13 protein-coding genes are annotated in these 12637 nt (G+C 65.6%); 2 read left to right on the top strand and 11 right to left on the bottom strand.

What is annotated here, in order from left to right:
- Positions 1–66: 66 nt before the first annotated feature.
- The 4 genes from ACRWQA_RS06480 to prmB form a co-directional block, all read right to left on the bottom strand.
- Positions 67–513 carry a phasin family protein gene (locus ACRWQA_RS06480; RefSeq protein WP_263580615.1) on the bottom strand — a complete coding sequence of 149 codons (447 nt, stop codon included), beginning with the start codon at positions 511–513 and terminating at the stop codon, positions 67–69.
- A gap of 215 nt (positions 514–728) precedes the next feature.
- Positions 729–1130, bottom strand: coding sequence for a DUF6489 family protein (locus tag ACRWQA_RS06475; protein ID WP_434228640.1), 402 nt, complete (start codon positions 1128–1130; stop codon positions 729–731).
- A gap of 69 nt (positions 1131–1199) precedes the next feature.
- On the bottom strand, positions 1200–2285 hold the full coding sequence (aroC, locus tag ACRWQA_RS06470; protein WP_434228642.1) for a chorismate synthase: 1086 nt from the start codon (positions 2283–2285) through the stop codon (positions 1200–1202).
- A gap of 30 nt (positions 2286–2315) precedes the next feature.
- On the bottom strand, positions 2316–3269 hold the full coding sequence (gene prmB, locus ACRWQA_RS06465; RefSeq protein ID WP_434228644.1) for a 50S ribosomal protein L3 N(5)-glutamine methyltransferase: 954 nt from the start codon (positions 3267–3269) through the stop codon (positions 2316–2318).
- 116 nt (positions 3270–3385) lie between these two features.
- Between prmB and ACRWQA_RS06460 the strand changes: the two genes are divergently transcribed.
- Complete coding sequence (locus ACRWQA_RS06460) at positions 3386–3964, top strand: Smr/MutS family protein (protein ID WP_263580619.1); 579 nt, start codon at positions 3386–3388, stop codon at positions 3962–3964.
- On the opposite strand, the gene ACRWQA_RS06455 is transcribed toward ACRWQA_RS06460, so the two are convergent.
- From ACRWQA_RS06455 to ACRWQA_RS06445, 3 genes are read right to left on the bottom strand one after another with little or no spacing between them, the layout of a single operon-like run.
- Positions 3961–5037, bottom strand: a complete 1077-nt coding sequence (locus tag ACRWQA_RS06455; protein WP_263580620.1) for a patatin-like phospholipase family protein — start codon at positions 5035–5037, stop codon at positions 3961–3963. The two genes, ACRWQA_RS06460 and ACRWQA_RS06455, sit on opposite strands and share 4 nt — an antisense overlap.
- A 14-nt stretch (positions 5038–5051) precedes the next feature.
- A complete protein-coding gene (locus ACRWQA_RS06450; RefSeq protein WP_263580621.1) occupies positions 5052–5921 on the bottom strand; it encodes an alpha/beta fold hydrolase in 870 nt (289 codons plus the stop codon).
- Entirely contained in the window at positions 5918–6733 is an 816-nt protein-coding gene (locus tag ACRWQA_RS06445; RefSeq protein WP_434228646.1) for an alpha/beta fold hydrolase, read from the bottom strand. Before ACRWQA_RS06445 ends, ACRWQA_RS06450 begins: the two co-directional genes overlap by 4 nt.
- A gap of 224 nt (positions 6734–6957) precedes the next feature.
- Here ACRWQA_RS06445 and ACRWQA_RS06440 point away from each other — a divergent pair, with 224 nt between their 5' ends.
- Positions 6958–7905, top strand: a complete 948-nt coding sequence (locus ACRWQA_RS06440; RefSeq protein WP_263580623.1) for an AEC family transporter — start codon at positions 6958–6960, stop codon at positions 7903–7905.
- Here ACRWQA_RS06440 and sixA read toward each other — a convergent pair.
- From sixA to ACRWQA_RS06420, 4 genes are all read right to left on the bottom strand, one after another.
- Positions 7902–8390 carry a phosphohistidine phosphatase SixA gene (gene sixA / locus ACRWQA_RS06435; RefSeq protein ID WP_434228648.1) on the bottom strand — a complete coding sequence of 163 codons (489 nt, stop codon included), beginning with the start codon at positions 8388–8390 and terminating at the stop codon, positions 7902–7904. The two genes, ACRWQA_RS06440 and sixA, sit on opposite strands and share 4 nt — an antisense overlap.
- Positions 8387–9460, bottom strand: coding sequence for an NAD(P)H-dependent glycerol-3-phosphate dehydrogenase (locus ACRWQA_RS06430; protein ID WP_434228650.1), 1074 nt, complete (start codon positions 9458–9460; stop codon positions 8387–8389). The genes sixA and ACRWQA_RS06430 overlap by 4 nt, the downstream gene beginning before the upstream one ends.
- A gap of 102 nt (positions 9461–9562) precedes the next feature.
- Positions 9563–11005, bottom strand: a complete 1443-nt coding sequence (locus ACRWQA_RS06425) for an NAD(P)(+) transhydrogenase (Re/Si-specific) subunit beta (protein WP_263580626.1) — start codon at positions 11003–11005, stop codon at positions 9563–9565.
- Between the two features lie 16 nt (positions 11006–11021).
- Positions 11022–12593, bottom strand: a complete 1572-nt coding sequence (locus tag ACRWQA_RS06420; RefSeq protein ID WP_263580627.1) for a Re/Si-specific NAD(P)(+) transhydrogenase subunit alpha — start codon at positions 12591–12593, stop codon at positions 11022–11024.
- Between the last annotated feature and the right edge of the window lie 44 nt (positions 12594–12637).

The following is a 12637-nucleotide window of genomic DNA, read 5'->3' as shown; positions in this document are numbered from 1 at the left end:
CACGGGCGACCCTATGCCACACTACAACATCAAAGCCGCCCGTGCTTGGACGGGCGGCGAATGACATCAACTCTTGCGCGAGGTCTGGCTGCTGGCCTTGGCCGGGGCGTCGGACTTGTTCGCTGCCGTCGGCTTGGCGCTCGCTCCGCCCTGCTGGGCCTGCTTGGCCTGATCGCTCAACTCCTGGCTGACTTCGCCGAACAGCTGCTCCAGCTCGGTGCGGAACTGCTGACTCATCTCGCCGAGGGCCTGAGCGTCTTCCATCATCTGACGCGAGAGTTCATTCATCATTTCAGCCTGCTGGGCCCCGAAGGCCTGCAGGTCCTGGGCATCGCTGATCTCGGAAGCGCTGCGCATGCGCTCGGTGCCCATCTGGCTGTAGCGTTTCATCGCTTCGAGCTGGTACTCGGTCATCTTCTCCATGTTGCCGAGCATCAGCGAGTTCAGCTTGCGCATGGGTTCGAAGAAACGCCGTGTCTGCTGGTTGAATTCATCGAGCATCTTGTCCTGCATGGGGTTGACCTCCTGTGGATCGGAAACATGCGGGGCCAGCGCCTGTATCGTCGAACTTTACCTGGCGACTTTCCCTGCGCCTTTCAATGCCAGCCGTACGCACGCATGGAGCGAGTGGCACGACCTTCATGCTGCACTGCACAAAGCGTAGCCTTACACAGCTCTCGCTGCAATACCCTTGCACTTCCACAGCGGAAACCGCTCGCCGGTCGCCGCTACTCCGAACGTCGAGAACGCGAGCGCGCAGTGGCCGTCCGGGCCTTATTCGCCGTCTTGGACTTGCTTGCCGTCTTCGTCGGAGCTTCCGCCTCGCCGGCTTTGACAGGCTCCCGAGCCTTGCCCATGGAACTGCCGGCCTGACGCAGCATGTCGAGCATCATCTGCTGATAGGTGCCGAAGCTGGCCAGTCCCTGGGAGAGCCCCTGACTCATATCCTGAGGCAAGCCCTGCTGCAGGAAGGGCTTCATCAGGCTCATGGGGTCGTAGCCCTCGACACCGGACTCCATCTGCTTGTAGATCCGGTTCAGCAGCTCCTGCTGGAAGGCTTCGACATCGGGCAGTCCCAGCGCACGGCGGAACTCCTCGGGTGTCAGGTCGAACTCGACGTTTATCTTCATGGCGTTTCCCTGCTTCAGTGTGCTCTCAGTGTAGCAACTCGGGGCCAGACTCAATGCAGCGATGCCGGCTCAGCGTAATACCGGCGTACCCACCCGCACCTCGGCGTTCTGCGCCCGGTGTCGCAGCAGATGATCCATCAGTGTCAGCGCCATCATCGCCTCGGCAATCGGCGTGGCGCGAATACCTACGCAAGGATCGTGACGCCCCTTTGTCACCACCTCGACCGGGTTACCTCCAGCATCGATGCTGCGCCCCGGAAGAGTGATGCTGGAGGTGGGCTTGAGTGCCAGGTGAGCGATCAACGGCTGCCCGGAGGAGATGCCGCCGAGCACGCCGCCGGCGTGGTTGGAGAGGAAGCCCTCGGGAGTCATCTCGTCGCGATGCTCGCTGCCTCGGCTTGCCACCGCGGCAAAGCCATCGCCGATCTCCACGCCCTTGACCGCGTTGATACTCATCAGGCCATGGGCGAGGTCGGCATCCAGCCGATCGAAGACCGGCTCACCCAGCCCCGGCGGCAGTCCTTCCGCCACCACGGTAATCTTCGCCCCCACAGAATCCTGATCACGGCGCAACTGGTCCATGAATGCCTCGAGCTCGGGTACGCGCTCGGGATCCGGGCAGAAGAAGGGGTTGTCGTCCACGGCCTCCCACTGCTTGAAAGCGATCTCCAGCGGGCCGAGCTGACTCATGTAGCCGCGCACGGTGATGCCCTGGTTGGCCAGGTACTTCTTGGCGATGGCGCCGGCGGCCACCCGCATGGCAGTTTCCCGGGCACTCGAGCGACCGCCGCCACGGTAGTCGCGAATGCCGTACTTGTGGTGGTAGGTGTAGTCGGCGTGGGCGGGGCGGAACTGGTCCTTGATGTTGGAGTAGTCCTTGGAGCGTTGGTCGGTGTTTTCGATCAGAAGACCGATCGGGGTACCGGTGGTCACACCCTCGAACACACCGGAAAGAATGCGTACCTGGTCGGGCTCGCGACGCTGGGTGGTATGCCGCGAGGTGCCGGGGCGGCGGCGGTCGAGGTCGCGCTGCAGATCCACCTCGCTGAGCGGCAGCCCCGGCGGGCAGCCGTCGACGATGGCACCAAGGGCCGGGCCATGGCTCTCGCCGAAGGTAGTGACGGTGAACAGCTTGCCGAAGGTATTGCCGGACATGGACGTGCCTCCCGATATCGGTATGTTGGATCAGGCGAAGGACGCCGCATGGGCGTCGAGTTCCTCGGCGGTGAGGGCGAATACGCCCTGCCCGCCGCGCTCGAAGTCGAGCCACAGGAAGGGAACCTCGGGGAAGGCCGCCTCCAGGTGACGATCGGAATTGCCGACCTCGACGATCAGCACGCCGTGGTCGGTCAGATATTGCCGCGCCTCGCGCAGGATGCGGCGCACGATGTCGAGCCCATCGGCGCCGGCACCCAAGGCAAGTTCTGGTTCGTGACGGTACTCGGCGGGCATGGTGGCAAGATCGCGGGCATCGACATAGGGCGGGTTGGAGACGATCAGGTCGTAGCGCTGCCCGGCCAGTCCCTCGAACAGGTCGGAGAGCACGGCCCGCACCCGCACGCCCACGTCGTGGCGCTGGATGTTCTGCTTGGCCACGGCCAGGGCATCGGCGCTGACGTCGGAGAGGTCCACCTGGCAAGTGGGCAAGTAGAGCGCGGTGGCGATGCCGATGCAGCCAGAGCCGGTACACAGGTCCAATACCCGCCTCGGTGGCTCCTCGGGAAACCAGGCGGCGAAGCCGGTCTCGATCAGCTCGGCAATGGGCGAGCGCGGGATCAGCACGCGCTCGTCGACGTCGAACGGGAAGCCGGCGAAGAAGGACTCGCCCAGCAGATAGGGCAACGGCCGGCGTGAGGTGACGCGTTCGCGCACCAGGCCGACGATGCGCGCGCGCTCCATGGGCAACAGACGCGCCTCGAGCACTGCCGGGTCAACGTTCCAGGGCAGGTGCAGCGCGCCCAACGTCAGGGCAACGGCTTCGTCCCAGGGGGAATCGGTGCCGTGGCCGTGGAACAGTCCGGCCAGGTGAAATTCGCTGGCTGCCCAGCGCAGGTAGTCGCGTAGTGTGACGAGGTCACGGCACAGTGCCTCGTCGTCCAGTGACAGGGTCGAGCGAGAAACGGGTGAGGAGTTGGCCACGAAAGGTCCTGCAGGTCGCTTATGATCGTTGGCTCGATTGTACCCGTGGCGGCAGGCGGTTCACAGCCACGCTCAGGTCGCTATACTGGCCGCTCGACGACACCACGCGAGCCCTCATGAGCCAACGCCGCCCACCCGATGACGATGACGACGATACCAATGCCTTTCGCCAGGCGCTTCGCGAAGCCGGAGTGCGCCGCATCGCCGTCAACCGCGCCGACCCGGGGCGCCCCAAGCGCCGGGACCCGGCAGCGGCGGAGCGGCGTGCCGCCGCGGTAGCGACGGACGCCCATGACACGACCAGCCGCACCAGCGACGGTCGCGTGGAGCCGGTGCGCCCCTCCGAGTTCCTCGACTTCGCCCTGCCCGACCTGCCCTACCGTACCCGCAGCCAGCTCAAGCGCGGCCAGATAGAGTGGGAGGCGGGTCTCGACCTGCATGGCTACAGCCTCGACGAGGCGCGCCTGGAGCTCGAGAGCTTCCTCAAGGAGGCAGCGGGCAGCCACATGCGCTGCGTGTTGGTGGTACATGGCAAGGCCTGGGGCAGCACAGCGAACTATCCGGTGATCAAGAGCCACGTCAACGCCTGGCTGCGGGAGTGGCCAGCGGTGCTGGCCTTCTGCTCGGCCAAGGAGAGCGACGGCGGGACCGGCGCCGTCTATATACTGCTTCGCCGGCGCGGGCTCGATGCCTAGGTGCCCTGGCCGCCCCCCGATGCGCTGTCGGCCGGCATCTGTGGCGGCTCGACAATGATGCCACCGCTGCCGCCGTGCCCGGTTTGCGAGCGTCCCTCGTAGCGGTCCAGCGCCTCCATGGCGAGATGACGCCCGAGGCGAATCAGCGCCTCGGCTCGGTGAAACTCGAAGGCGCCGCATACCGTCTTGGGCACCTCGATCAACACATCGGGGGGATAGCCGGCGATCTTGTACTTGGCCAGCGACGCCTGTGTGATGTCAAAGGAGGCCAGGATCATGTCCAGTCGGCCCCACGCCCGCCTCCCACTTGCCGCTGCTCGCCCCGCCTTGCCGCTCGCCTCGCCCGTTTCACCCTCGGGTCCGCCGAATCCCTCGAATAGCCAGCGGGTCGCGCCGCGCACATCCATCCACTTGCGCGCCGCGGCTTCCTCCTCGACCTTCTCCTGCTCTTCCGCCTGCTCCTCGCTAGGCAGCAGGTCCTCGAGCGACACCGGCCGTGCGCTGTGGGCGGTCACGTTGACGGCCAACATCATGTCGGCATGCGCCGAAACGGTCGGCGTGATCGGCAGGGGATTGAGCAAGCCGCCGTCCACCAGGGTGCTGTCACCGATATGTACCGGCGTGATAACGCCCGGGATGGCAATGGAGGCACGGATCGCGCGCAACAGCGGCCCCGACTGGAACCATACCTCGCGTTGTCGTATCAGGTCGGTGGCTACGGTCGTAAAGGGAATCGGCAGATCCTCGATCTGGATATCGCCGACCAGCTCCTCGAGCTTGCTCATCACCTTGCTGGCACGCATCGCGCCCATCGGGCTCCAAGTGACGTCGACCAGTTTCAGTACATCGAAGTAATCGAGCTTGCAGACCCAGTTGTGATAGGCCTCCAACTGCCCCGCGGCATAGACGCCGGCAATGACCGCCCCCATCGAGCAGCCTGAAATGGCGACGACCTCGTAGCCCCGCGCCTCCAATACCTCGATCACGCCGATGTGCGCGTAGCCGCGTGCCCCGCCACTGCCCAGGGTCAACGCCACGCGCTTGCCCATTTCCGCCGCCTGCCTGCTGCTCATCCCGCCCTCCAACGTCACACCTCGCCCGATTGTGCCAGCCAATCCACGATGGCGATTGCCACGCCGTTTACCCCGCCAGGCTCCAGATGCAGATGATGACCGCCCGGCAACACCTGACGCGTCAGCTGTGGCAACGCCGCCCGTGCGGCCCTGGCCGCGTCGCGCTCGCCCAGGATGCCCGCCTCCCCCTCGATCAACAATGCCGGCGCCTGGATCGCCCCGAGCAGGGCCAGCACCTGCTCGGGGCATAGGCGTACCGGTGATGGCCACAGCAGCCGGCCATCGGTACGCAGCCGAACATGGCCATCAGTTTCCCGCATCAGATTACGCTCGACCAGTGGCGTTGCCGTATCGATGTCGATCGCCGTCACGCCGCCGGCCACGCGAGCCGCCACCGCGGTCCTGCTATCAGGATAGCGCGGCGCCGCCGAGCGCGAGCGCCGGGCCACGCGCAGGCCCTTGCGGAGCTGGGCAGCGCTCTCATCGACCGGCGTGGTCACGGCGCCCAGGCCGTCGATCAGAATCAACCGCTCGATGCGCTCCGGCAGGGCCGCGGCGGTCAGGCAGGCCACGCCCGCGCCCATGGAGTGAGCCAACAGCGATACCCGCTCCAGCTTCAGCTCGTCGGCGGCGTCGAGCAGGTCGTGACAGTAGTCCCACAGCGCATAGTCGCCTTCGCGATGCTGCGAGTGGCCGTGTCCGGCGAAGTCCAGGGCAACGACGCGGATGCCAAGCCGCGCCACCAGCAGGGGCGCCAGCCGGCTGAAGCTGGCGGCATTGTCCAGCCAGCCGTGAAGCGCCAGCCAGGTGGGTGCGTCCTGCTTGCCCCAGGCGAGCGCCGCCAGGCGCCCCCCGGCCAGGGACATCGCTTGCACTTCACTCATGCCCCACCCTCCAGCAGATCGTCGAGCATGGCCTGCAAGGCCTGGCGTGTCTCCTCGGGATGCTCCATGGGAAACATGTGGGTGCCCGGCACCAGGGCCAGTGGAATGCCGTGGGCCGCCAGGCGGCGTCGCCGCCTGGGCGTAATCAGGTCGGAGTCACCGCCCACCAGCACGCCGAAGGGGAGCCTCAGCCGGCGAGGTAGGCGGGCCAGGTGGTCGGGCAGGTTACGGAAGATTTCGGTCTCGATCGCCGGGTCGTAGATCAGCTCGGCGACTCCGTCGTCACGCAACCGCGTGCCAGCCTCGACATAGTCATGCAGGGCCTCGGGAGTGAAGCGACGAAACAGCCCGCGGCGGCGCAGATGGTTGGCCATTGCCTCGCGATCGGGCCAGGACGCACGACGCCCCTTGCTCTTGCCTGCCGGGGTGACCCGGTCGACGAAACCGAAGCGCTTGGCGGCCTTCATGCTCCAGGCGTCCAGGCCCAGCATCAGCGGCGGGTCGAGCATCACCACGCAGCGAAAGCGCTGCGGTGCGCGCTCCGCGGCCATAGCCATGAGCACGCCGCCCATGGAGTGTCCAACGCCGATGACCGGCCCGTCGTCGTCGGGCACGTGCTCGAGGAGCTCATCGCGCAGCGCCAGCCAGTTGGCGCCCACCGGGTAGTCGGGATGGTGACCGAGACGATCGACGGGATGGATGTCGAAGCGTTCATGCAGCGGGGCCAGCAGGCTGCGATAGCTCATGCCGGGGAACCCGTTGGCATGGGCGAAGACCAGCCGCGGTCGCGAAAGGGTGGCACGTTCGTTCATGACAGGATCCAGTGTCAGGTGAGGCAGGCCGCCAGTGGCGATAGCAGGCTAACGGGTTTACTCTATCTCGCCAAGTCGACCTCCGGCCCATGTCGTCCGCTTTCTTCTGGAGTCAGCCATGTCTCGTCCCTCACGGCCCCGGCGCGATACCCGTCTACGTAACCGTCTTTTCTGGATCACCGTGATCGCCGCCATCGTCGTCGGCCTGTGGCTGGCACGCTGACATGGGATTGTACGCGCTCTTCTTCGCCACCCTGGAAATCACCCTGCCGGTATTCGCCATGGTCTTCATCGGCCTGGCACTCAAGCGCCTGGGGTGGATCGACCAGGCCTTCATTGCCACCGCCTCGAGCCTGGTCTTCAGAGGAACCATGCCGACGCTGATCTTCCTCAGCATCATCAAGGCCGACCTCGACGCCACGCTGAACCCTGGCCTGCTCGCGTTCTTCGCCCTGGCCACCCTGGCCAGCTTCCTGCTGGCCTGGGGCTGGGCCATCTTGCGCGTTCCCCATGCCGAGCGTGGCGTCTACGTACAGGGCGCCTTTCGCGGCAACTGCGGCATCGTCGGCCTAGCACTGGCCGCCGGAATGTACGGCGACTACGGGCTTTCCGCCGGTGGGCTGCTGCTCGGCGTGGTCATCCTCACCTACAACGCCTTCTCGGTCATCGTGCTGGCTACCTATCAACAGGGCAGGCGCACCGACTGGCGCAGCATCGCCAGCCACATCATGCGCAACCCGCTGATCCTCTCCGTCATTGCCGCCGTACCGGTGGCCGCGCTGGAGCTGCGCCTGCCTGGCTGGCTGATGACCTCGGGGCAATACTTCGCCTCGTTGACCCTGCCACTGGCGCTGATCTGCATCGGCGCCACCCTGTCGCTGGGCTCGATCAGGGCGTCCGGGAGATTGGCGATGGGCGCCAGCCTGATGAAAATGGTCACCCTACCGCTCGGGGCCACCGTGGCCGCCTGGCTGGTCGGCTTCGAGGAGCGCGAATTGGGCGTGCTGTTCCTGTTCTTCGCCAGCCCCACGGCGGCGGCCAGCTTCGTGATGGTCAAGGCAATGGGCGGCAATGCCGCGCTTTCCGCGAACATCATCGCCCTGACCACGCTGATGGCCAGCCTGACCATCACCGTTGGCGTATTCACCCTCAAGGTGGCGGGATGGATCTAGCCGCCGCTACCTCTGCGAATGTCATGGGGTGCGGTTAATCGTAGCAACCTGGCGCAGCCCGCCGCCCATACCTCGCTCTCGAGCTCGGCCACGGCGGCCGTGGGAAAGGCAATACCACGGTCGGCGCGCCCCTCCACCAGCAGGGCGGTCAGCGCCCCGACCAGCGGCATATGGCTCACCAGCACGATGGGAATATCGCCCTCAAGGGAAAGCAACCAATCGCAGACCACGGCCGGAGAGTCGTCGGGCGTAATGATCGGCAGCACCTCGGGCTCGACGCCCAGCGTCCTGGCCACCGGCGAGGCTGTCTGGCACGCCCTTAGGTAAGGGCTCGCATAGAGCCGGGCCCCTTCCAGTGCCTGCCGGCCAAGCCAGTCGGCCATGCGCTCGGCCTCGGCCAGGCCGCGGTCGCTCAGCTTGCGCTCTCTGTCGGGATGGCCCGGAACCGCCTCGCCATGGCGCATGAGGAAGAGCCGGCCCGTCACGGCTTGCCCTCGCCCGCTTCGACCCGGCGATGGGCCTGTTGCACGTCTTCGCGCGAGAGCACGAACTCCACGTCGCTGCTCTGCTCGCCACGCATCAGCATACGTGCCATCTCACGCGCCGGCACCCCCTCGAACAGCACCTGGTAGAGCCCTTCGGCCAGCGGCATGTAGACGCCCTCGGCGCGTGCCTTGTCGCGCACCAGGCGTATCGTATTGACGCCCTCGGCGACCTGGCCCAGGGCGTCGATGGCCTCGTCCAGAGTTCTCCCCTCGCCCAGCGCATAGCCCACCCGGTAGTTGCGCGACAGGCTCGACGAACAGGTGACGATCAGGTCGCCAACTCCGGCAAGCCCCAGAAAAGTCATGGGGTTGGCCCCCAGGCTCACGGCGAAGCGTCCCATCTCGGCGAGCGCCCGAGTCATCAGCATGCTGCGGGTGTTCTCGCCCATGCCGAGCGCCGCGGCCATGCCAGCGGCGATGGCGTAGATGTTCTTGAGCGCCCCCCCCAGCTCTACGCCGTAGCGGTCGTTGCTGGCATAGACGCGAAAATAGTCGCAGCCCAGCGCCTGCTGCACCCGAGTGCGGGTCAGCGCATCGTCGCTGGCCACCACGGTGGCGGTGAGCTGCTTCTGGGCGATCTCGGTGGCCAGGTTGGGCCCCGAAATCACGCCGATATGAGTAAAGCCCGTCTCCTCTTCGAGGATCTGGCTCATCAGCTTGAAGCCCTCCTCCTGGATCCCCTTGGTGGTACTTACCAGGATCTGTTCCGGACTGAGCCAGGGGTGGGCCTGGCGTACCACCTCACGAAAGGCCTGGGAGGGAATCGCCACCAGTACCAGCTCGGCCCCGGCGAGCACCGTCTGCATGTCGCTCGACGCGTGCACCGCCGGGTTGATGGCGTACTCCGGCAAGTAGCGTGGATTGCGATGCTCGCGATTGATCTGCGCCGCCAGCTCGGGATCGCGCAGCCACTGGCACACCCGGGCACCGTTATCGGCGGCAATGCTGGCAAGCGCAGTGCCGAAGCTGCCGCCGCCCAGTACTGCTACCCGCATGGGTTCGTCTGACATGTCTGCCCCGCGAATCGGTCGATGAAACAGAAGAAATCGTCAAGAGTGTAACGAAAAATGCCCCCTTCCGGGGGCATCGCGTTGGCCGAAGGCCTCACATCATCAGTCGATCTGCGACAGCAGCGAGTCGATGCTGGTCCGGGCATCACCGTAGAACATGCGGCTGTTCTCCTTGAAGAACAGCGGGTTCTCGATACCCGAATAACCGGTTCCCTGACCACGCTTGCAGACGAAGACCTGCTTGGCCTCCCATACCTTGAGCACCGGCATGCCGGCGATGGGGCTGTTGGGATCGTCCTGGGCCGCGGGGTTGACGATGTCGTTGGAGCCGATGACGATCACCACATCGGTGCTGGCGAAGTCATCGTTGATCTCGTCCATCTCCAGCACGATGTCGTAGGGCACCCTGGCCTCGGCCAGCAGCACGTTCATGTGGCCCGGCAGACGACCCGCCACCGGGTGGATACCGAAGCGCACCTGCTTGCCGGCGGCCCGCAGCTTGCGCACCAGCTCACTCACGGCGTTCTGGGCCTGAGCCACGGCCATGCCGTAGCCCGGCACGATGATCACGCTGTCGGCGTCGTTGAGCGCACTCGCCACGCCGCCGGCATCGATCGCCACCTGCTCGCCCTCGATCTCGGCGGCAGGCCCCTGGGTACCACCGAAGCCCCCCAGGATGACGTTGACGAAGTTGCGGTTCATCGCCTTGCACATGATGTACGACAGGATGGCACCGGAGGAGCCCACCAGGGCACCGGTGACGATCAGCAGGTCGTTGGAAAGCGTGAAGCCGATGGCCGCCGCGGCCCAGCCGGAGTAGCTGTTGAGCATCGACACCACCACCGGCATGTCGGCACCACCGATGCCCATGATCAAATGATAGCCGATGAAGAAGGCGAGCGCGGCAATCAGCAACAGCGTCCAGAAACCGGCACCGTTGAGATAGAGAATGGCCAGAAGCAGCGACAGTACCGCGGCACCGGCGTTGAGCAGATGCCCACCGGGCAGTTGCTTCGGCTTGCCGTCCACCTTGCCGGCCAGCTTGCCGAAGGCGACCACCGAGCCGGTGAAGGTCACCGCCCCGATGAACACGCCCAGCACCACCTCGATCTGCAGGAACATCAGTTCGTCCGGCGCCTTGGTCGCCACCAGGGCGGCAAAGGCGGAGAACTGCTCGGTACCCGCATCCAGAGCCCGTGCCGCCAGCACGCGGCGCCGCTCGAGATCGGCACTCCAGGCCACGAACACCGCCGCCAGGCCGACGAAGCTGTGCAGTGCCGCCACCAGCTGCGGCATTTCGGTCATGTCGACCTTCTTGGCCACGTAGGCGCCGATCACCGCGCCGATGATCATCATCGGGATCATCAGCCAGTAGGCGCCGATACCCGGCCCGAAGGCGGTGAAGAAGACCGCCACTGCCATGCCGACAATGCCGTACCACACCGCCCGCTTGGCCTTCTCCTGGTTGCTCAATCCCCCCAGCGAGAGGATGAAAAGCACGCTTGCCGCAATCGCCGCGGCAGACACGAATCCTTGACTCAGCATGTGTTGTCTCCGCCGCTTACGATTTCTGGAACATGGCAAGCATCCGGCGTGTCACCAGGAAGCCCCCCACGATGTTGATGGTGGCAATCAGCACAGAGATGGCCGCCATCAGCACGACGAGCCAGTTCCCCGAGCCGATCTGCAGGATCGCCCCGAGGATGATGATCCCCGAAATGGCGTTGGTCACCGCCATCAGCGGCGTGTGCAGCGAATGGCTGACGTTCCAGATCACTTGGAAGCCGATGAAGCAGGCCAACACGAAGACAATGAAATGCTGCATGAAGGAAGCGGGAGCCACCTGGCCGAGCAGCAGCATCAGCAGGCCGCCGGCGCCCAGCAGAGTGGCCTGGCGCTTGGTCTGGGCCTTGAAGGCGGCATGTTCGGCAGCCCGCCGCTCCTCGGGGGTGGGCTCCTTCTCCTTGGGCTTGGGCTTCGCCGCAGCGATCGCCTTCACCTTGGGCGGCGGCGGCGGGAAAGTGATCTCGCCCTGGTGAGTCACCGTGGCGCCACGAATGACGTCGTCCTCCATGTCATGGACGATCTGGCCGTCCTTCTCCGGCGTGAGATCGGTGAGCATGTGGCGAACGTTGGTGGAATAGAGCAGCGAGGCCTGAGTCGCCATGCGCGAGGGAAAGTCGGTATAGCCGACCACGACCACGCCATTGTCGCTGACGACCCGCTCGTCGGGGCGCGTCAAGTCGCAGTTGCCGCCCTTCTCGGCGGCCAGGTCGATGATCACCGAACCAGGCTTCATCGCCTTGACCATGTCCTCTAGCCACAGCTTGGGCGCCGGACGACCCGGGATCAGGGCGGTGGTGATGACGATATCGACGTCGGGGGCCTGCTCGCGGAAGCATTCGAGCTGCTTTTCGCGGAATTCAGGGCTGGAGGGCGCCGCATAGCCGCCGGTACCGGAGCCGTCCTGGTTGTCCTCGAAGTCGAGGAACAGGAACTCGGCGCCCATGGATTCGATCTGCTCGGCTACTTCGGGGCGCACGTCGAAGGCGCGCACCACGGCGCCCAGGCTGGTGGCGGTACCGATGGCGGCAAGGCCGGCCACGCCAGCCCCGATGACCAGCACCTTGGCCGGCGGCACCTTGCCGGCAGCCGTCACCTGGCCGGTGAAGAAGCGGCCGAAGTTGTTGCCCGCCTCGATCACCGCACGATAGCCGGCGATGTTGGCCATGGACGAGAGTGCATCCATCTTCTGCGCGCGGGAGATCCGCGGCACCATGTCCATGGCGATGACGGTCGCGCCCTTGGCCCGGCACTTCTCCAGCAGCGCTTCGTTCTGGGCCGGCCAGAAGAAGGCGATCAGGGTCTGCCCATCGCGCAGCCGCTCGGCTTCTTCGTCGCTGGGCTCGCGCACCTTGATCACGACCTCGGCTTCTTGCCAGAGCGCCTCGGCACTCTCCACCACCGTGACGCCGGCCGTACGATAGGCGTCGTCGTCGAAACCGGCAGCGATGCCGGCCCCGGATTCAATCAGGCATTCGTGTCCAAGCTTCTGGATGAACTGCGCACTATCAGGAGTCAGCGCGACACGCGCCTCTCCCTTGGCGAGCTCCTTGGGTGCACCAATCTTCACGTTGGATCTCCCTTGTGGTTATTGAATTTCGAAAAGGGTCAACC

Source organism: Billgrantia sp. C5P2 (assembly GCF_051062895.2).
The sequence above is the reverse complement of the archived record's forward strand: the minus strand, read 5'-3'. Positions and strand labels throughout refer to the sequence as shown.

What these genes read in the sequence shown, in the direction of transcription:
- ACRWQA_RS06480 (WP_263580615.1), bottom strand. Translation starts at nt 513, where the DNA reads ATGCAGGACAAGATGCTCGATGAATTCAACCAGCAGACACGGCGTTTC.
- ACRWQA_RS06460 (WP_263580619.1), top strand. Translation starts at nt 3,386, where the DNA reads ATGAGCCAACGCCGCCCACCCGATGACGATGACGACGATACCAATGCC.
- ACRWQA_RS06430 (WP_434228650.1), bottom strand. Translation starts at nt 9,460, where the DNA reads ATGTCAGACGAACCCATGCGGGTAGCAGTACTGGGCGGCGGCAGCTTC.
- ACRWQA_RS06440 (WP_263580623.1), top strand. Translation starts at nt 6,958, where the DNA reads ATGGGATTGTACGCGCTCTTCTTCGCCACCCTGGAAATCACCCTGCCG.
- ACRWQA_RS06445 (WP_434228646.1), bottom strand. Translation starts at nt 6,733, where the DNA reads ATGAACGAACGTGCCACCCTTTCGCGACCGCGGCTGGTCTTCGCCCAT.
- ACRWQA_RS06425 (WP_263580626.1), bottom strand. Translation starts at nt 11,005, where the DNA reads ATGCTGAGTCAAGGATTCGTGTCTGCCGCGGCGATTGCGGCAAGCGTG.
- ACRWQA_RS06450 (WP_263580621.1), bottom strand. Translation starts at nt 5,921, where the DNA reads ATGAGTGAAGTGCAAGCGATGTCCCTGGCCGGGGGGCGCCTGGCGGCG.
- aroC (WP_434228642.1), bottom strand. Translation starts at nt 2,285, where the DNA reads ATGTCCGGCAATACCTTCGGCAAGCTGTTCACCGTCACTACCTTCGGC.
- ACRWQA_RS06475 (WP_434228640.1), bottom strand. Translation starts at nt 1,130, where the DNA reads ATGAAGATAAACGTCGAGTTCGACCTGACACCCGAGGAGTTCCGCCGT.
- ACRWQA_RS06455 (WP_263580620.1), bottom strand. Translation starts at nt 5,037, where the DNA reads ATGAGCAGCAGGCAGGCGGCGGAAATGGGCAAGCGCGTGGCGTTGACC.